At 47.7% G+C, this 18,041-nt stretch carries 22 protein-coding genes; 7 read left to right on the top strand and 15 right to left on the bottom strand.

Annotation, left to right across the window (positions count from 1 at the left end; all coding sequences use genetic code 11):
* Window positions 1-53: 53 nt before the first annotated feature.
* Window positions 54-917, top strand: coding sequence for a DUF3530 family protein (locus tag KU855_RS11130; RefSeq protein ID WP_218530355.1), 864 nt, complete (start codon window positions 54-56; stop codon window positions 915-917).
* Window positions 918-920: 3 nt separating this feature from the next.
* Here KU855_RS11130 and KU855_RS11125 read toward each other — a convergent pair whose 3' ends face one another.
* Entirely contained in the window at window positions 921-1,877 is a 957-nt protein-coding gene (locus KU855_RS11125; RefSeq protein ID WP_218530354.1) for a diguanylate cyclase, read from the bottom strand.
* Window positions 1,878-1,887: 10 nt separating this feature from the next.
* Window positions 1,888-2,883 carry a response regulator gene (locus KU855_RS11120; RefSeq protein ID WP_218530353.1) on the bottom strand — a complete coding sequence of 332 codons (996 nt, stop codon included), beginning with the start codon at window positions 2,881-2,883 and terminating at the stop codon, window positions 1,888-1,890.
* Between the two features lie 249 nt (window positions 2,884-3,132).
* On the opposite strand from KU855_RS11120, the gene KU855_RS11115 reads away from it, so the two are divergent.
* Window positions 3,133-3,930 (top strand): crotonase/enoyl-CoA hydratase family protein, encoded by a 798-nt coding sequence (locus KU855_RS11115; RefSeq protein ID WP_218530352.1) that lies wholly within the window; start codon window positions 3,133-3,135, stop codon window positions 3,928-3,930.
* A gap of 130 nt (window positions 3,931-4,060) precedes the next feature.
* Here KU855_RS11115 and rraB read toward each other — a convergent pair whose 3' ends face one another.
* The 6 genes from rraB to KU855_RS11085 form a co-directional block, all read right to left on the bottom strand.
* Window positions 4,061-4,465 carry a ribonuclease E inhibitor RraB gene (gene rraB / locus KU855_RS11110; RefSeq protein WP_218530351.1) on the bottom strand — a complete coding sequence of 135 codons (405 nt, stop codon included), beginning with the start codon at window positions 4,463-4,465 and terminating at the stop codon, window positions 4,061-4,063.
* Window positions 4,466-4,550: 85 nt separating this feature from the next.
* Window positions 4,551-5,276 (bottom strand): 1-acylglycerol-3-phosphate O-acyltransferase, encoded by a 726-nt coding sequence (locus tag KU855_RS11105; RefSeq protein WP_218530350.1) that lies wholly within the window; start codon window positions 5,274-5,276, stop codon window positions 4,551-4,553.
* A gap of 85 nt (window positions 5,277-5,361) precedes the next feature.
* Complete coding sequence (locus tag KU855_RS11100) at window positions 5,362-6,123, bottom strand: metal ABC transporter permease (RefSeq protein WP_218530349.1); 762 nt, start codon at window positions 6,121-6,123, stop codon at window positions 5,362-5,364.
* On the bottom strand, window positions 6,123-7,022 hold the full coding sequence (locus KU855_RS11095; protein ID WP_218530348.1) for a metal ABC transporter solute-binding protein, Zn/Mn family: 900 nt from the start codon (window positions 7,020-7,022) through the stop codon (window positions 6,123-6,125). Before KU855_RS11095 ends, KU855_RS11100 begins: the two co-directional genes overlap by 1 nt.
* Entirely contained in the window at window positions 7,006-8,175 is a 1,170-nt protein-coding gene (locus KU855_RS11090) for a hypothetical protein (protein ID WP_371316355.1), read from the bottom strand. Before KU855_RS11090 ends, KU855_RS11095 begins: the two co-directional genes overlap by 17 nt.
* A 76-nt stretch (window positions 8,176-8,251) precedes the next feature.
* Window positions 8,252-8,482, bottom strand: a complete 231-nt coding sequence (locus KU855_RS11085; protein ID WP_218530347.1) for an ABC-type zinc uptake system zinc chaperone — start codon at window positions 8,480-8,482, stop codon at window positions 8,252-8,254.
* 218 nt (window positions 8,483-8,700) lie between these two features.
* Between KU855_RS11085 and KU855_RS18875 the strand changes: the two genes are divergently transcribed.
* Window positions 8,701-8,826: a hypothetical protein gene (locus tag KU855_RS18875; RefSeq protein WP_256260986.1), complete on the top strand. Its 126-nt coding sequence runs from the start codon at window positions 8,701-8,703 to the stop codon at window positions 8,824-8,826.
* Window positions 8,827-8,882: 56 nt separating this feature from the next.
* On the opposite strand, the gene KU855_RS11080 is transcribed toward KU855_RS18875, so the two are convergent.
* On the bottom strand, window positions 8,883-9,185 hold the full coding sequence (locus KU855_RS11080) for a hypothetical protein (RefSeq protein WP_218530346.1): 303 nt from the start codon (window positions 9,183-9,185) through the stop codon (window positions 8,883-8,885).
* Window positions 9,186-9,408: 223 nt separating this feature from the next.
* On the opposite strand from KU855_RS11080, the gene KU855_RS11075 reads away from it, so the two are divergent.
* Window positions 9,409-11,052 (top strand): mechanosensitive ion channel family protein, encoded by a 1,644-nt coding sequence (locus KU855_RS11075; protein ID WP_218530345.1) that lies wholly within the window; start codon window positions 9,409-9,411, stop codon window positions 11,050-11,052.
* A 69-nt stretch (window positions 11,053-11,121) separates the two neighbouring features.
* On the opposite strand, the gene KU855_RS11070 is transcribed toward KU855_RS11075, so the two are convergent.
* Together KU855_RS11070 and KU855_RS11065 are read right to left on the bottom strand one after the other, a co-directional pair.
* Window positions 11,122-12,828 carry a formate--tetrahydrofolate ligase gene (locus KU855_RS11070; RefSeq protein WP_218530344.1) on the bottom strand — a complete coding sequence of 569 codons (1,707 nt, stop codon included), beginning with the start codon at window positions 12,826-12,828 and terminating at the stop codon, window positions 11,122-11,124.
* A gap of 131 nt (window positions 12,829-12,959) precedes the next feature.
* Window positions 12,960-13,796 (bottom strand): MaoC/PaaZ C-terminal domain-containing protein, encoded by an 837-nt coding sequence (locus tag KU855_RS11065; protein ID WP_218530379.1) that lies wholly within the window; start codon window positions 13,794-13,796, stop codon window positions 12,960-12,962.
* 208 nt (window positions 13,797-14,004) lie between these two features.
* Here KU855_RS11065 and KU855_RS11060 point away from each other — a divergent pair, with 208 nt between their 5' ends.
* A complete protein-coding gene (locus tag KU855_RS11060) occupies window positions 14,005-14,790 on the top strand; it encodes a methyltransferase domain-containing protein (protein WP_218530378.1) in 786 nt (261 codons plus the stop codon).
* Here the strand turns inward: KU855_RS11060 and KU855_RS11055 are convergent.
* Window positions 14,787-15,413 (bottom strand): chemoreceptor glutamine deamidase CheD, encoded by a 627-nt coding sequence (locus KU855_RS11055; protein ID WP_218530343.1) that lies wholly within the window; start codon window positions 15,411-15,413, stop codon window positions 14,787-14,789. The two genes, KU855_RS11060 and KU855_RS11055, sit on opposite strands and share 4 nt — an antisense overlap.
* Before the next feature lie 43 nt (window positions 15,414-15,456).
* On the bottom strand, window positions 15,457-16,365 hold the full coding sequence (locus tag KU855_RS11050) for a TraB/GumN family protein (protein WP_218530342.1): 909 nt from the start codon (window positions 16,363-16,365) through the stop codon (window positions 15,457-15,459).
* Between the two features lie 36 nt (window positions 16,366-16,401).
* On the opposite strand from KU855_RS11050, the gene KU855_RS11045 reads away from it, so the two are divergent.
* A complete protein-coding gene (locus tag KU855_RS11045) occupies window positions 16,402-16,707 on the top strand; it encodes a prephenate dehydrogenase (RefSeq protein ID WP_218530341.1) in 306 nt (101 codons plus the stop codon).
* Window positions 16,708-16,760: 53 nt separating this feature from the next.
* Here KU855_RS11045 and KU855_RS11040 read toward each other — a convergent pair whose 3' ends face one another.
* The gene (locus KU855_RS11040; protein WP_218530340.1) at window positions 16,761-17,321 is read right to left on the bottom strand and encodes a DUF3016 domain-containing protein; all 561 of its coding nucleotides are present in this window, start codon (window positions 17,319-17,321) and stop codon (window positions 16,761-16,763) included.
* A 143-nt stretch (window positions 17,322-17,464) separates the two neighbouring features.
* On the bottom strand, window positions 17,465-17,821 hold the full coding sequence (locus KU855_RS11035; protein WP_256260983.1) for a DUF4240 domain-containing protein: 357 nt from the start codon (window positions 17,819-17,821) through the stop codon (window positions 17,465-17,467).
* Window positions 17,822-17,900: 79 nt separating this feature from the next.
* On the opposite strand from KU855_RS11035, the gene KU855_RS11030 reads away from it, so the two are divergent.
* Window positions 17,901-18,041 (top strand): transposase family protein (locus tag KU855_RS11030; protein ID WP_218530377.1); only part of this gene is annotated, 141 nt, incomplete at its 3' end.

Genomic DNA, 18,041 nt, shown 5'->3' with positions numbered 1-18,041 from the left:
TAACTTCTATACTTCAGCGTATGATTTTATTGGCGATATAGGGCGTTAGTTACATGACAGGGATGATGTCGACACTCACTTTACCGTTAAGGCGTTTCGCCGCACTGCTGCTCTTGTCTAGCTTCTCTCCCACCTGCCTGCCGGCCTATGATTATTTGACGGCCGAAGAAGTGAAATCCATCGAGGTTGAGGGAGCACCCAAAGCCGTATTGGTCCGCCCTTGGCAAGGCAAAGATCAGCGGGGCGCCATTATTTTGTTAGCGTCACCAGGCACCAAAGCCGACAATCCTGGGCTAATAAACCATCTGCGCAAGGCCATCAGCCACCACGGCTGGGCCAGCATTAATGTCAAAGCGCTCGATAGTTTGCCCATGCAGGCGCACACCACCAGTGGCGATGCTATCACCCAAGCCGGCCAAAGCCAATTAAGCTTAGCGCCCAACCATGCCAGTCCGAGCTGGAGCGAGCCGCAGTGGACTGAGGCGATGGCGGCTCGCGAGCAACATTTAAGCGAGACATTAACTCAGCTCGACGCCATCGGGAGCCAGTATCCAGGTAAACGGATTTTATTGGCCATGGATCATACGGCCGCGATAGTGATCAACATGCTTAGCGAGCAACGCCTACCAACCCCAGACATGCTCGTAGTGATCAATCCTTACAGTCCATGGCCAGATGCCAATGAGCGCTTGGTCGAGAAAATGATGGCGTTAACTGTCCCGCTACTGGATATTCAAACCCATGACGGTCATCCGCTATCCAAGCAACAAGCGGCAGCTCGACAGTCAGTGAAATATCAAAAGCCAGCCAACAGCTACCGCCACTACCAATTAGAGTTGCTGCTTAATCAAACCAGCACATGGCAAGAATGTGTGGCCTTAGTCTATGGTTTTAGCCGCAGCAGTTTAGGCGACTAAGGGTCATGACTCTGCGCTGTGGCAAACATTACCCCCATTGCTCTTGGCTAGTTTTAACTGCTGTTCAGCCTTCAATAACCAGTGCTGCGCCAAATCATAGTCCGGTCCAAATTCTACCACCGCAGCGCTGCTAGTGAGTAAGATTGAATGGCCATCGAGTTTGAATGGATGGGTGGCCAGTTTTTGCAAAAAGCGTTTACAGAACACCTCGGCTTGATCTTGCGGTGTATTAGGTAAGATCACTGCAAATGTATTGCCATCATAGCGGCCGAGGCAATCGGTGTCCCTCACACTTAGGCTTAATTTGTGCGCGACCGAAGCTAAAATCTTATCGCCACAATCAAAGCCAACATCATGGTTGATTTGGGCAAAATTATCGAGATTAAACAGCACCAAACATGCGTTACTTTGATAACGCTGACAGCGTTTAAATTCTTGCTCAAGCGCTTGTAACCAATGACGTCGATTCATCATTCCGGTCAGCTCGTCCGCGGACTGCAACTGATCTATGCTGCTCTTGGCTTTAATGAGCTGACGCTTAGTCATCGCCATACTGGTGACATCGTAGACGATAATACTGATATGGCTAACCTTCCCCGTGAGCGAGGTCAGCGGTAACAGGGTTAAGTTTTGATACATGTAGCGGCTTTGACCGGTGATCGGATGATAATTACTAAATTGAAACACGTACGGGCGTTGCTCATAACTTATAAATGCTTGATTTTTTAGAGTAAAAACGGTTTCCATCTTCTGTTTTAGCCAATCGGCAGGTAAGTCTGGAAAGCGTTTAAACAGGTTGTCGCCTTTAATATCATTCGGGGATATGCCGCTGTGGTTTTCCATAAACCCATTCCACAACTGAATGTTGTAGTCTCTATCAAGCACCACCAGTCCCACCTCAATGGTTTGCACCATATCGATTAACCAGTGAAGTTCATTCATTGCATCCAAGTCAGCCATAGTTATTCCCTTAATCCAACAAATAGCCGAGTTTGTAACTCAAGGTTGGTATTGAATCTTCTGTAAAGAGCAACAAGAGATCACATTGCACTTGATGATCTTCGATTTGATAGTTGATTTCCATTGCCAAGGTGCGCTGCCATTTTGATGAATTTTCACTGACCAACTCATCAAAACTGCAATGACGCCCCAAAATAACTGGATGCGACTGACTAAAATGCATATCGAGTTGCTCGGCGACGCCATTTAAAAATGCCCCAATTAATACATTTCCGGTGTCCATCAATACTTCGGTTTCCATGTCTTCGCTATCAGGCAAATTTAAGCGCATTAATTTGGCCATTTCTTTAAAACAGGAATCATGGAACAGTAACAAGGCTTCGCCGCGAATGCCGGCGCCAATAAAACCCTGACAAAGGGCCGATATCTTCTCGTTATCTTTGGCCGAGGTTAACGCCATGGTCAGCTCGCTGACCTCCAGCACATTCACATTGGGGATGGGCATCAACACAAATACATCGAGGAGTTTGGCCAGCAAATCAGCGGCACGCCCCATGGCCACGTTGGCGATTTCCTGACAGGCATCGCGCAAATCAACCTTGACCAATTCGGTATTTTGCTCACTGACAGCACAGCTTTCAGCGATTACGCCGTATTCCATCAAGATATTACGAATACTGTCGACACTGACTGGCTTTTGAATAAAGTCTAACGCCCCGAGCGCCTTAACCCGCTCATGAGCTTTAATCTGAATATCACCGGAAACTACGATGATTAAAGCGGGTAAATCTTGTTTTTGGACTTGCTCTAAGACTTCATAGCCATCCATCACCGGCATATTGAGATCCAAAAAAACCACTTCGCCCTTGCCCTCGACAATGGCCTTTAAACCTTCTTCACCATTAGTGGCAAAAGTGATCTCGACATCCCAATCGGGGGGGAGTGTGCGCGCCATCTGCTTGCGCGCCATGGCAGAATCATCACAAATAAGCACTTGTGTTGTCATGGGAGTGTTATGTCCTTATAAAGGTCTTTAAAAATCTTGTGAAGCCAATACTGACGCTAGCTAACATCCAAAAACCGCTTCACTCAATCGACATCCAATAGCCCAAGTGTAGTTGCTTACGCTACATTTGGATATCTCGAGTTGAAGGTTAAACAGCAACTTAACTGGACTGACCACCATGGCTCGTGATAAAAATGTTAAAAACTCAGTGTCACCCTAGCTCTGAGGTTTCAGCTAAGGAAAGTCAGTATGTCACTCGTCACGCTTACCATTGAAAAGCAAGTCGCCTATGTGTGCCTCAATCGCCCTGAAAAACTCAACGCCATTAACTTTGAGATGTTTTTAGCTATCGATAGAGTCATCACTCAACTTAAACGTCGACGGGATGTTCGCGCCGTCATAGTGCATGGTGCCGAGCACAATTTCAGTGCTGGGCTCGATATTGCCAGCGTAATGAGGCGCCCAAGCCAAGCGTTGCGACTGTTAGTCAAATGGCGGCCTGGGGCGGCGAATTTAGCCCAGCGAGTGTCATTAGGCTGGCAGCGATTAGCCATGCCGGTGGTTGCCGTCATCGAAGGCAACTGTTTGGGTGGTGGCATGCAAATCGCCTTAGGGGCTGACTTTCGCATCGCGAGTCCAGAGTGCCGCTTGTCTATTATGGAAGCGAAATGGGGATTAGTGCCCGATATGGCAGGTTTGGCGATGTTGCGCACCTTAGTCCCTAAAGACAAAGCCTTAGAGCTGACCATGACCGCCAATATCATCACCGCGACTGAAGCGCATCATCTGGGTTTGGTCAGTCGGGTGAGCCCCGAGCCCATGGATTGTGCTATCACATTGATTGAGCAATTAACTGAACATTCTCCCGATGCGTTGGCGGCGATTAAATTCTCAACCCACCGCAGCTGGTCTGCCTCGTTATCGCGCTTACTTGGCCGAGAGACTTGGTACCAACTCAAACTGTTGTTGGGTCGCAATCAAAAAATCGCGACTCAACGTCAAACCAAACAGCCGCAGCTACCCTATAAACCCAGACAAAAGTGGTGATAAAATCGCTACCATAGGCGCCGGCGGCCAGCCCCCTCGCCCCTCAAAAGCCGCTGCGAGTACAACCGCTTAGCGTGGTGCGGACAGTAAAACACCGGGCAAGCCCGGTGTTTTACAATCTTACGACCCATTAATGCCAAGGGGATTCGGCTGGCTCGTCGTCTTCGTCTCTTTCCGCATCGTCACCGATGTAATACGTGCCCCAACCGTCGTACTCAACATGGTGCTTATCGGCTAACTGCATCAATTGCTCACAGGCTTGATCCAATATTTCGACATTCAGTAAATGTTTGGCAATGGCGTCAAAACAGAAAATGGTTCCCCCATCTTCGAGCTCCATTTCTTCGGCATCATTCACTTCAAAGCCCAGCTTAAAGGCGTCGACCGCGGCTTTCTCTAATTTATCAAAATTGGTTGAGCAGAAATGGTGCTCAATCGTATAAATAGCATCGGCCTCGGAACCATCGGCCAATAAGGCCTCGACGATTTCGCGGTTTTCTTCGAATTGCTCTTGCAACTCTTGCTGTAATGACATGGTTTACTCCTACCGAAATATCTGCCGCCAATTATATACTCAAACCCGCTGAGATCGAGCGAACCGTTAGGATTTCCATCCAGATTTAGCCTTTGGCACTCATCTGCTCGGCTTCTTCACTCAATTGTGCAAACTTAGTGGCCATGGATTGATGCACCTGAGCAACTAAGGCTTTGACATCTGACTTATCGAAGTCTTTGGTAGGTACGGGATCGAGCATCTCAATAATCACCACGCCGTTATTCCAACGGTTAAAATTAATTTTGCTTTGGCATGAGGCGACAACCGGCACGATAGGTACCCCCGCCGCTAAGGCCGTATGAAAGGCACCACTCTTGAAGGGCAGAATGCCGCGACCGCGCGAGCGCGTGCCTTCTGGAAAAATCCAGACCGAAAGCGATTTGTTTTTTATCTGTTCCGCCGTTTGCGCCATGGTATCGAAGGCTTTTTGGCGATTATTTCGGTCGATTAAAATATTGCCTGATAACCAATAAATTTGACCAAAGAGTGGCATCCACACAATGCTTTTCTTACCCAAGCTAACGGTTCCTGAGGGAACGACCGCCGTATGGGTAAACATATCGTAGTTATTTTGGTGGTTAGCCGCGTAGATACAAGGCTCGTCTTTAATCAAGGGAGAGCGTCGAGTGATCACCTTGATGCCAACCACTGGGGCGGCCCAAGAAAAAATCTTGGCGAACATATGTACATTATCGCGATGGCGCGGTCTTAGCACACAATAAAGACCGCCGAATATAAATGCTAGCAATAACATCAATGCAAGCACGATAGACCTGATGATTAACAGCACAACAAGCTCCCTATAAAATTGAGGCGCCAGTATAGCCATAGGGCTACTGACGCTCAATCTTTTTTAGATACATGTGTACGCTATGTTAATTTTTTGCCATTAACCAATGACGCCAAAGGCGAAATATTACCGCAAACAGCGCCAAGCACAGCACGATGGTGGCGCCAGCGGGGACATCGAAAACTGTCGACAACCCAAGACCGACCACATAAGCACTCACGCCGACAGCATAGGCATTTAACCACCAGTAGTGACTCAAGCGGTTGACTGCTAACGCCGGTAAAATCAAACTAGAGAAGACTAAATAGACCCCAACCAACTCCACCGACAAGGTAATCACTATGGCAAACGTATAGTAAAAATAGCTGCCATAGAGCACGCTGGGCCGATAAGCCCATAAGAGTAGCAACAGCACTGAAACCAAGGCCGGGACGACTAATTGCGACCAATTGACCCACAATATTTGGCCAGATAACACTTGTTTAAGTAACTCGCCGCCGTGGGGATCATTGGCCAGCAATAACATCGCCGCCGCGGCAGAGACCACATAAATACAGCCAATAATGGCTTCAAGCTCGTCACGACAATGTTGGGCTAACCAAGCAATTAACCCCGCACCGGCTAACGCAAATAGCGCCGGCATCCACCAAGTCGCCAATGGGATCTCACTCAATACATGGCTATGATGCATCATCACGGTGCCTAGTGCGGCGACTTGCGCAATGGCCAAATCAATAAAGATTATGCCTCGCTTGAGTACTTGCCGCCCCAGCACCACGTGGGTGGCGAGGACCAGTAAGCCGGCGGCTAAGGCCGGCAACAGGATGAGTAGCAAGGCGCTATCCATTAGCGCACACTCGTCAATTGCGTCACTAGGTTCTGATACCAACTAAACAGATCTTGGCTGTTATCATCACCGCCAACCGACATCGGCAACACCAACACCGGTATCTCCGTGCGCTCAGATAACCACGCGCCTGGGCGCTTATCTTGGTAAGAGGCCTGCACAATCGCGCTGACATCGCCTTGTTCCGCTCGCTCAGTTAAGCTTGCCAAGTGCGCACTAGAGGGAGATACCCCAGGCTTAGGCTCAAGGTCGGCAACCTGCGTGATGCCAAGCCAATCGTAGAGATAGCGGAAGCTGGAGTGAAAGCCAATGATCTTCATGCCCGCCAGCGACTCTCCTTGCTGCTGCCAGTGGCTCATTGCCTGCTGCCAACGCTCACTAAAACGCACCAGGTTGGCTTGATATTGTGCTTGATTATCTGGATCTAATGCTTGCAAGCGCGCACTAAAGGCCTCGGCAATTTTTAGCATCCGCGGTGGCGATAAATGCACATGCGGATTACCGGCGCGATGGACATCACCCATGCTGCGATCGGTGCGCGTTAACTGATCTAAGGTCTCGACATGATCGCTGGCAAAAAATAGCCCTAAAGCGCCCGAGCGCATTTTAGGGTTTGCCGACTTCTGCTGCAGCATAGGTAACCAGCCAACCTCTAACTCAGCGCCGGCACAAATGGCCACATCAGCGCGGCGCATTTTGGCAATTAAGCTCGGTCGCGCCTCAACCAAATGCGGATCTTGCAGCGCCGTCGTCGCGCTATAAATATCCGCCTCTGGCGCCAGCTCCTTCGCTAACGCCGCATATTCAGGTTCGCAGGCAAAAATCGCTATTTCGCCATGGGCTAAACCTACGCTCGCGCCCCATAAACACAGGGCGAGCCAGTTAGAATTGATGCGCATTGTGAGCCCCCAGAGACATGACGTATTGCAAGGTAACAATATTGTCATCAAAGCCTAGCATGTCATTGTTTTGATGAGTCAGTTGCAGGCGTACGGTAGAGAAATGACTATGATGCCATGCGAGGTTCACATCCCATTCTTGATAGCCAATATCATCAAAATGTTCATCGTGACTTTCTTGCACGTCGACGCGACTATAACGCAAGCCTGTCGACCATTGGGGGCTAAATTGATAGTGACCACTTAAGTACCAGCCACTGAAATAATCGGCCGCGCCCAGCTCGGCATGCTCATTTAAGCCGGTGAGATAAAAATACTCGGCCGCTAAGGTCAACTGTTGATATTTGTTATTCCCCTGCGGGGCCCACTTATACACGCCATCGATAATATATGTATTTTCAGCGGTATATTTTGCCTGATGATCATGGCCTTCATCACCATGAGCATGCTCACCTTCCGCCTCGGCATGCTCTTCATGGTGCTCACCTGCCCGACCATTTTCATTGCGCAGATAACTCAGCCCGAGTTGCCACGACGACTCGAGGCCAAGATCGCCCCCCACCTTAGTAAAGGCGGTATAAACACCTACGCTGGAAAAGTCGCGATGGCCCTCAGGATCAGCTGCCCGTAATTTATCACCACTGAAGGCTTCCACCCCGAGGGTCCAATACAGGTCTGTCGGCATCACATAAGCCAACCTTAACCCATCATCAAAATAATGATCGCCAAGAAAAGCGCGATAAGGCAACGGCCGATCACTAAAATCATCGGTATGCAAATGCTGGCTGTTTAAGTAGCCGATATCGGAAAGAAAACGGCCGGCGCGTAAAGATAATCCCGCGGGTAAGGCCAACGTCTGGATAAAGGCCTCTTCGAGTTCAAGTTCGGTATCGCCATCGTGGTAGGCCAGCACTGTGGTGACCTTGCCATAAAACGCGTCATCAATATTGCCACCGAGTGATACTTCGGTTTCCCCAAGCCCAAAGCCCTCGCTCGACTCGGCTAAGGCTTGTTGGCCATCTTGATAATACCCATTGACCACCGCACTCAATTGCAGATTATTGGTATCACTGCTGGCGGCTACAGACTGGCCACTCATGACGATTAATCCAATAGCGCACCATGGCTTACGCCCACACAATAAAAAATTCATATCAATACCCAAAAAATTTGTATGCAAAAATAAGCTCCACAAGCACGGGCTTGTGAGCTAAGAATTAACTATAAAATCATTTGAGTTGCGGTGGGGCTCGGCCTTGGAAGTGATTGACGTGCTGGCGCCACACGCAGACGCTGGGCTGTTCTTGCTGAGGACAGACTTGCGGGCTGAGTGCCAGAGGCGTGACACTCAGGGGTAAACAGGCTTGCATTTGATGATGATGGATACACAAACCACAATGGGTAAATCCAATATCATCATAATGGCTTAGCGCATGGGTCGGAGCCGACACAAATAGCATTAACCAGGATGCTAATAGCAACCCAATCAAGGCTTGATGTCTTCCCCTTAACGTATGCACAGTCGCATCGCTCCCAAATTGTTACCACTGGTAACAGTTGTAATTGTTTGCAGAGTCTAAAAGATCTCTAGTGTTAATAGCAAGGTTAACAGAAATTAAGACATCATTAAGTCAATCGGGCTATGATTTAGCCAACATCGAAACATTGGAGCGATAAGATGATTAACTTTTTGAAAGCAAACTGGGGAATTATCACCTTCATCGGCTTGTTTACCTTAGGGATCTTAGGCGGTATTTATTGGGTTGAGGCGTCATTAGCTAGCCAAGAGCAAGTGGTACATTAAGCCCTGCTAAGCCGTTAGCGACTTAGCCCACACTAAGTCGCCGATGTTGTAACAGATTATTTAGACTCGGCGGGTTTTTCGCGGATCTGTAACTGATCCATTAAATGCGACACCATCAAGGTAATCACGCAAAACATCCCAGCCACCAGCGCCATGCCAAATAAGTGCGGCTGAGTGTAAGCCACAATCGCCATCGCTACTGCACCATAAAATCCTAGTAACTTACCGCGTTGTAACCAGGCACTCTTACCCAGCCATGCTTGGCATTTAGGGCACTGAAATTCAACCGCCAAGCCACGCCCGCGTGTCATCTCAATAGCATGGGTTTTAAATGCCTGATGGCAATGAGGGCAAATCATAGGGAAACCTTATAAAAATTCGATTCGCTAGTGTAGCAGATACGCCATCATGTCGTAATCCTAGCCGCGCTGTCACGTGAGAGTCGATGCCTTCACACCCCGCAAACCCACACTTTTGGCTGTTTTCTGTTAGGCTGATGGGATAACTCATGAAGCAAATATTTACAGCGACATGCGTTAGCGAATACCATTGTGCCCCAGTTTAATTTTGGAAGAATACACCATGCCAAAAGCTTCATTTAGAATAATGTCGCTGTTGTTGCTATTGGTCATCTCGTGCAGCCGAATGGTGGCAGCCGAGCCCGATAGCACCGATGCCAATACTGCCAGTTTGCAACAAATCCACGCACTGCAACAACGTGTGGATAACGAAGTCGTCATTTTGAAATCCGCTCAAGGAGAACTGAGAAAACTCACTGAGTTCACCATTTTGAGTAATATCAAAGCCATTCGTGGTGATATTCAAAAGCTGATGGCCCAAGCTGATATCGATAAAGCCACGACCCTGCCGCTTATCAATCAGCAATTTGATTTTTTAAATAGAATTAATACCTATTTAAATAATGATATAAACGACTTAAAGCAGAAACTCGACACCAATAACGACCAATCGGTATTGCTGCAAATCGCTAACCGTCAAAGCGAGCGCGATATCTTTTTTGAGGCGCAATTACAAACCTTAGATTGGGCGAAACAACTGGGTGAGAATACTGATAGTCAACAACAGCAACTCAGTGCTGACCTATTGGTTCGCGGCCATAAATTGGCCTCGACAGCCGAGTATATTCAACAACAACTGAAATTAGTCAATAATGAAATTAGTGCCGCTGGCAAGGATGTTCCTGCCCATTTAGTTGCCCGCCATACCACCCTCAATGAGTGGCTTAATCAGAGCACAAGCAGCTTAAATGTCACCATCACCCTGCTAGACTCCATGGGTGACAATACCGCTGATTTAAAGAAAGTGTTATTCAGCGTATCGGGAGATCTGACCCAGGGCTTAATCAACGCTGATGTTGCAAAAGGCTTATTGGAGCAGTGGTTTGGCGTAGGCTATACCCAGCTGGTCGATAATGGTCCATCGTTCGTATTTAAACTGGTTATTTTCAGCTTAATTTTAATGCTGGCTATGCTATTTGGCCGCTTAGCTGAAACCATAGTGAAACGCGCCGTCAGCAACTCGCGTTTGAAATTCAGTCAATTATTGCAAGATTTCTTTATTAAGTTATCCGGCAAGGTAGTCTTTACCATTGGTCTGTTGATCGCATTGTCGCAGCTAGGGATTGAGCTTGGCCCTCTGCTGGCCGGTTTTGGTATTGCCGGTGTGATCATTGGTTTTGCCCTGCAAGATACTTTATCGAATTTTGCTTCTGGGATGATGATCCTGATTTACCGTCCATTTGATGTTGGTGATTTAATCAATGCTGCCGGTGTGACTGGTAAGGTAAGCCACATGACATTGGTCTCAACCACGATCATGACCTTTGATAACCAGCGTCTTATCATTCCAAACAATAAGATTTGGGGCGATACCATTAATAACATCACTGCCGAACGCGAACGCCGAGTCGATCTGGTGTTTGGTATTGGTTATAGCGATGATATTCCTCACGCTGAGAAAGTGCTAATGGACATTATTAGCACGCACCCTAAAGTGCTCAAACACCCTGAACCATTAGTGAAGCTTCACACCCTCAACAACTCCAGTGTCGATTTTGTCGTTCGTCCATGGACTCGACCTGAAGATTATTGGGACGTGTATTGGGATGTGACTCGAGCCGTGAAAATACGTTTCGACGAGGAAGGTATTACCATTCCATTCCCGCAGCGCGATGTGCATATCTATCATCAAGATAGCCAAGAGTAATTGCTAAAACCCAATAAAGGCGCCGTTCGGCGCCTTGTTTATGCTGAGCCGAGTCAGTATTCGACTGGCCTAAGCTAACCCTTGGATCTCGCCTTGGCTATCAATATCGATGTGCAAATAGGCGGGGCGTAACCCCAAGCCTGGCATGGTCATGACATTGCCTGTCAGCACGGTAATAAAGCCAGCCCCAGCATGTAGTCGCAACTCGGTCACTGGCACCACAAAATCGCTCGGCACGCCTTTTTGCTTAGGATCGTGACTAATGGACATCGGCGTTTTAGCCACACATAAAGGTAAATGGCCATAGTCAGCGGCTAAGCCTTGCAGTTGCCTTTGTGCCTGTTCTGTTAACGCTATGCCCGCTGCACCATAGGCTCGCTGCATATGAAGCTCAAGCTTAGTCAGCAGTGGCAAACTCGCGTCGTACAACTCAGTGAGTTGACTCGGTTGCTCACAGGCGGCAACCACGGTCGCTGCCAATGCCATAGCGCCGGAAGCTCCGTGGGCAAAGGCATCACTGATTTCACAGCCAAACGCCGCCGTCTGCGCCACTTGCTGTTGCAACCACGCTAATTCTTCATCACTGTCGCTAGGAAAACGATTAATCGCCACCACCACCGGAATACCATATTGACTGACATTGTTAATGTGCCAGCATAAATGAGTAAATCCAGCATCTAAGGCCGGTTGATTGGGCTCATTGATATCAGCAACTGCATCACCACCATTGGCTTTAAGCGCCCTTAGAGTGGTCACTAACACCGCCGCTGATGGCGGTGTATTAGATGTTTTTACCTTGATATTAATGTATTTTTCAAAGCCCATATCAGAACCAAAGCCACCTTCGGTCACGACATAATCGGCTAAACGCAGCCCAATCTCATCGGCAATGACCGATGAATTACCATGGGCGATATTGGCAAAGGGACCGGCATGAATTAAACAAGGAGCACCGGATAAGGTCTGCATCAAGGTTGGGGCAATCGCCTCGCGCATGATCACCGTCATCGCCCCTGCGACGCCAAGGTCCTCGGCGGTAATCCACTCGCCTTGGGTGGAGATAGCCAGCACTATTCGGCCTATACGGGCCCGCATATCGGCTAAATCACGGCTTAATGCCAAAATCGCCATCAATTCAGAGGCGGCGGTAATATCAAATCCTGACGCATGCACCGGACCATTGTTAGTCCCGAAGCCAACCTCAATTTGACGCAGACTGCGATCATTTTGATCGACAACTCTACGCCATAAAATCTGCTGCGGATCGATGTTTAATGGCGCCAATCCTGATTGCAGCGCGAAAGCATCAGGCCCTAACTGTGTTTCATGAAATAAGCGCGCATCAATGGCCGCCGCGGCCAGATTATGGGCACTGCTAATGGCATGAATGTCGCCGGTAAGATGTAAATTAAGCTCTTCCATTGGCACGACTTGGGCGTAACCACCGCCGGCAGCGCCTCCTTTCACCCCGAACACCGGCCCCATACTCGGCTGACGTATACAGGCGCAGGCGCTTTTATCCAGCGCTTGCAAACCTTGGGTCAAGCCAATGGTGGTGACCGTCTTACCTTCGCCATAAGGGGTGGGTGTCACTGCCGTCACAATAATTGTGCGACCTCGAGGGGATGATTGCAGTCGAGTCAGTAAACTGGGTAATAATTTGGCCTTATAGGGGCCGTAAGTCACTAACTCATCTGGTGCGATCGCTAGCCGTTGGGCAAGCGATGAAATTGGTTGTAGTTGGGCGTTTCTTGAAATTTCAATGTCAGATAGCATCTAGTTATTATTCTCATGGATCGGCAAGGGCGTGACGATCATAGAGGAAATATCGGCGAGCACAAAGGGGCAGTTGCACTTTACTAATATAAGCGTGCTCAAGCGCACAGCCCCACAGTCCTACTTATGCATTAAAGGTAGTTCAATTGCCCAATCAAATGAGGACGTCGCCCTTTGATATCCCGTAATTCAAACCGATGGCCATCAGCTATCGATTCACTAGCAAAGGTAATATCCGCCGGCATAAATAACGGTAATTTAAACGCCACTTCGACTTCAAAGGGACGATCAATACTGGCCGGTTCCAGCGCGGCAAGACAGCGAGCTTTCGACCACATGCCATGCACTAACACTCGGTCAAAACCAAAGCGTTTTGATAAAATAGGGTGCAGATGAATTAAGTTATAATCCCCCGATGCCAGTGCATAGCGGCGGCCTAAGTCATCATCCAAATGCCACTGTTGTGGCGATTGCCAGTTGATGTCAGACCCTTTTGGCGGTCGACTGCGACTGGCATGAGCCATAGGGCAACGATATAAATAGGTTGATACGGATTCCCACACGATACTGCCATCCACCTCGGCGACAGCATACAGATCAAACTCTAACCCAGCGTCGCTAATGCGACTTTCACGCATCTCACAGCTCATATCGACCCGTTCATTAATCGTGAGGCCGCGATATTGGCGAATACGATTTTTCAGGTGGATCATTCCAAGTAAGGGAAAGGTAATACTTTTATGGGTAAATAATTCAGCCTGTAAACGGAACACCAACACGTGCAAATACGTTGCCGGAAGAGAAACACCATCAAATTGAAAGCCACACACAGAGGCATAACGTTCCACCGCATCGGCCTTAATAGCCACTTGCGCACAATTCACCTGAATAGATTCCAACGGCTCTTTATTCCAGCCTGGCTTACGACCAAACATGATCTTGCGATAAAGGGAGAATAACGATGGCATTTCATTGAGGTGAACTATATGTTGCATATTCGCATGGTGTCTGTGTAAAAATTAGCCCCAAATTATATGCTAATCTAATACAAAAATCAGCTTGATTAACATTTACTCAGATAATGGCGCTGCCAAGCGAAAATTGATCGAGATTTACCTGACGGCATCATCGGTCTGTGGCAAAATTTAGGCAATGATCCCTAGGCTAACTCCCCCAGTGCAAGATAAAAACTTCGATACACTCACCTCTAAATTTGCTAAAAACATTTACGGCACGCCCAAAGGTAAGATCCGTGCAGCCGTGTTATGGCGTGACTTAACTTGCCATATTGAGAGTCTATGCAAGGTAAAAAAAACCAAAAAATTAAGGATCTTAGATGCTGGCGGTGGCTTTGGCTTTATTAGTCAACAATTAGCAGCACTGGGCCACCACGTGACCCTGTGCGATATTTCTGCCGAAATGTTGGCCGAAGCTGAGTCGCAAATAGCCAATAAACAACCGGCTATCGACATGCGGTTAATCCACTGTTCAATCCAAGATCTCAGTCAGCATGTCACAGGTAAATTTGATTTAATCTTATGCCATGCCGTGGCCGAGTGGCTCAGTGACGCCGAGGGTACCTTGACCCAATTATTAACCTTACTCGATGATGATGGTCTGTTTTCTTTGATGTTTTTTAACAAAGAAGCCATGCGATTTCATGCGCTAATCTCAGGCAATTTTGACTATGTTGCCGCCGATTTCAACATCAAGAAAAAAGTCAGATTAACCCCCACTCACCCGCTCTTTATTCACGAGGTCCGAGCTTGGTTTCAACAATGGCAATTATCATTAGTGTGTCAATCAGGGGTTAGAGTGATAAACGACTACCTTAAACACTCCTTACCAGCTTCGGCGAGTTTCGAGCAAGTGTTAGCCATGGAATTGGCCTATTGCCAACAAGAGCCTTATTTATCCTTGGGCCGTTACGTCCATTTTATTGGCCACAAGCCACGCACCTAATCAAATAGTTCAATGTCGCCTTTTTGAGATTTTTTACAAATACTCGTAAAGTAGCGGCCTTCTTGTTTGGTAATAACTTCAATTGGCTCGCTGGCTAAGCGCTTAAGCAGCACTTTGCCTGTGGTCGGATTAAATAAGACTTTGCGCGGCCAAGTGCCGCCAACATCTTGAGATAAAATAGGAATATTCTCAGTAGCAAGGTAGCGATAAACAAAATCAATATTCATTTGGCCAACATTGGTGGTGATTTGGTTGCCAATGCTGGCGCCACCAAATACCTTGGCCTTTAAATTACAGCGTTTGCCACCTTTAGATAAAATACCATTGATGAGCTGCTCCATTGCCCAATTACCATAACGGCACGAGTAATTATCAGCGTCATCAGCCCTATCTAAATTTCCGCCTTTGGGTAACAAGAAGTGATTTAACCCACCAATCTTAATTTCGCTGTCATAAATGCAAGCGGCAATACACGAGCCTAAGCGAGTGAATACTAGCTCATCTATCCCAGTTAAATAATATTCACCAGGATTTACCCTTGCGACAAATTTGCCGTGTTTTTTATCCCAAGTGCGATTTATTTCTTCAAATCCAGGATAAACCAGCGAAGAAGTTGATTGCAAAATTAAGCCTCCATGCTCATTTTTTAATCAGTATAGCTAATATTCACGACCCGCAGCGTTTAGGCTCCAAACGGCAATCTATCAAGCGCCCACCTCGCTCGACTAATATCGACACCACCGATTTTGGCCCCACCACATGCGCAGCACCGATAACGGCAAAGATAGGCGCCTGACCTTGATGTTGGCTCATGATCTCCAGCAGCCCTTGCGCCATCGTATGGTTGCGTTGCCATAAGAGACGCTCGACTAAACTCTGTTGCTGATAGGCTAACACTTGGGTTTGCGATAACTCGACGAGTTGTTCATCATCCCCCTCATACCAAGCATCAACTAAGGCCAGCATATCGGCATCGCTCGCACTGATGGCCTGAATCATTAAATAATCTTGGGTTGGATCAGTAAATGAAGCCAGTAAGCCTAATTGGAAATCACTGGTTTCTAAAGCCAACACCCGCTTATCTGCAGCTTGGTTGAGCCAATAGAGATCCACCCCAAACTGGGCTTGATAACCCAGTGTTTGATAGCGCATCATGCCAATTTGCAATGATTGCAACCACGGTGCCCACGGCTTAAGACTTTGACAAAAGGCCTGACGCGGTTGGCAATACTGCGCTAATAGTGCCTGTGTGGTCGCGGGCAATTGAGCCGGCGGCGTCACCTTGCCATACTTAATGAGCTGCTGCGCCGAGATTGGCTGGCGAATATCGACCTCGACAACTAAGGTATCTGCGCCAGCGAATGCCGACTCAATCAGGCGGTGCATCGGATAAAAACTGGCTTGCCCAACATGGATAGAACCCAGTAAATATAACGTCTGACCTAGATGTTCTAAGCGATAAAATACCGGATTAGCCTCCGTCGTGCGGGCTTGACCGACTGGCGCCACTCCCCAGCAGAGTAAAACCATCAGCAGCATGTGGAGTGGAGTTTTGCGAGGTGCAGACCATTTCATATATAATCCCTAACTGACCTTTGTTGAGAGAACCCTATGCCTTATTCACGAATTCTGGAGCAACTTCAGCAAAATCTGCAGCTTGCTTACCGTCAAGCCATCGATGCAGATGCCAAACTGGATGCATTACAACACGCTGGACACGCAAAGTTCACGACTATTTTTAAGCCAGAGCAAGGTTTTACTCACAACAGTAAACGCTTTTTGCCGTATGTAAAAGATTTAGCCCAAGAGTTAGCCCAGCTGCCGCAAGATGCCGTTGATACTGAGCAACTACAGGCCCTAGTGAAAAAATTAGCCTTAGTCTTATCGACCCTGCAAGCCTTTAAACAGCAAAGTTAATCAACAAAAACAGCCGCATCTGCGGCTGTTTTTATGTGAAAAAACGCTAACGTTTATTGGGGGGGTGTCCCTTGCAATGTGGGCGCTAACGTTTGATTAAACCAAGTGGTCAATAACGCTGACTCATACATAAAAGGGCGTTCGATGATCGGTTGAATGCCATCTAGAAAACCCAAATTTTGCAGTTTCTCGCTCCCCGACATCACCACTTGGTTACCGCTCAATACTTTATAGGTGAAGGTAATTCTTGGCGGATATAAATTACTGACAATGCGAATATCATTGAGCGCCGCGCCAAAGGTAGGTCTCACATCGCCCGCCAAGTCTACATTGGTCACCACCAATTGCAGTTTCTCATTCGGCTCGAGTACCGGTGTCGCCACTTGCGCAAGATTGGCGGTTAAGGTGTCAAACACCCGCTGAGAAAAACGTGATTGCAACTCAGAGGATGAAGTTATATCAGTGTATTTATTAGGATCTAGCCACTCAATCTGGACCGGGCCAGCCTGAGTCACTGGACTCACCTCAGGGGTAACTTCACTCGATTGTTGAGCGCAACCACCGAGCGCTAGCGCCGCTAATGCCAATAGTGAAACGTAACCTCTTATTCTCATTATGACCTCCTTAATTAGCCATAGGGGCCCGCCCCTAAGCTGGAAACATTGATCGCAGATTATAGTCTAGATGTTACCACAAAGAATCGCTCAATATATATTCAATAAATGTAAGCAATTACATGACATTGCTAGGCCACTATTCAGAAAGGAAATCGCTGACATAGCCCTGGATAATGCTTGATTAACATTCTCTTTCTGTCATCAAACCGCTTACCTTCTGGGCGACGCCCCGCCGAAGGTACAAAAGGTAATTCCTCACCGGTACGCTCTTCATATAATTGACCAGCCACCAAATCATATTCGTCGACAAAGGGATAGGGAAAATTATCTCTCATCGGAAACTCAGGCAGCTCCGCCAGATAATCGGGCTCTACCAATATCCGCTCAAACCAGGTTTTTCCTAACGAAATTAAGAAACAACGAAACTCGGCAAATGCATATTCATTATCACAACCCGTGAGTACAAAGGCGGCACCCCAGGGTGAGATCGCGAACAAATTTTAGCCAATCAAATGGGCAAAGCTTTTCAATTTGATGGCGTTGTGATCTTATACTCTCTTTTGCTGAGACCCTATCATGAGCCTTCTTTCCCTTACCAAGCACTTCGAACGTATTGAAGACCACCGACAGGCAACCAAAGTTACCTATCCCTTGTTCGATGTACTGTTTTTAACAGTGGTGGCGGTCATAGGAGGCAGCGAGGGCTGGGAAGATATT

This window comes from Shewanella sp. NIFS-20-20, from assembly GCF_019209865.1.
Lineage (GTDB): Bacteria > Pseudomonadota > Gammaproteobacteria > Enterobacterales > Shewanellaceae > Shewanella.
The sequence above is the reverse complement of the archived record's forward strand: the minus strand, read 5'-3'. Positions and strand labels throughout refer to the sequence as shown.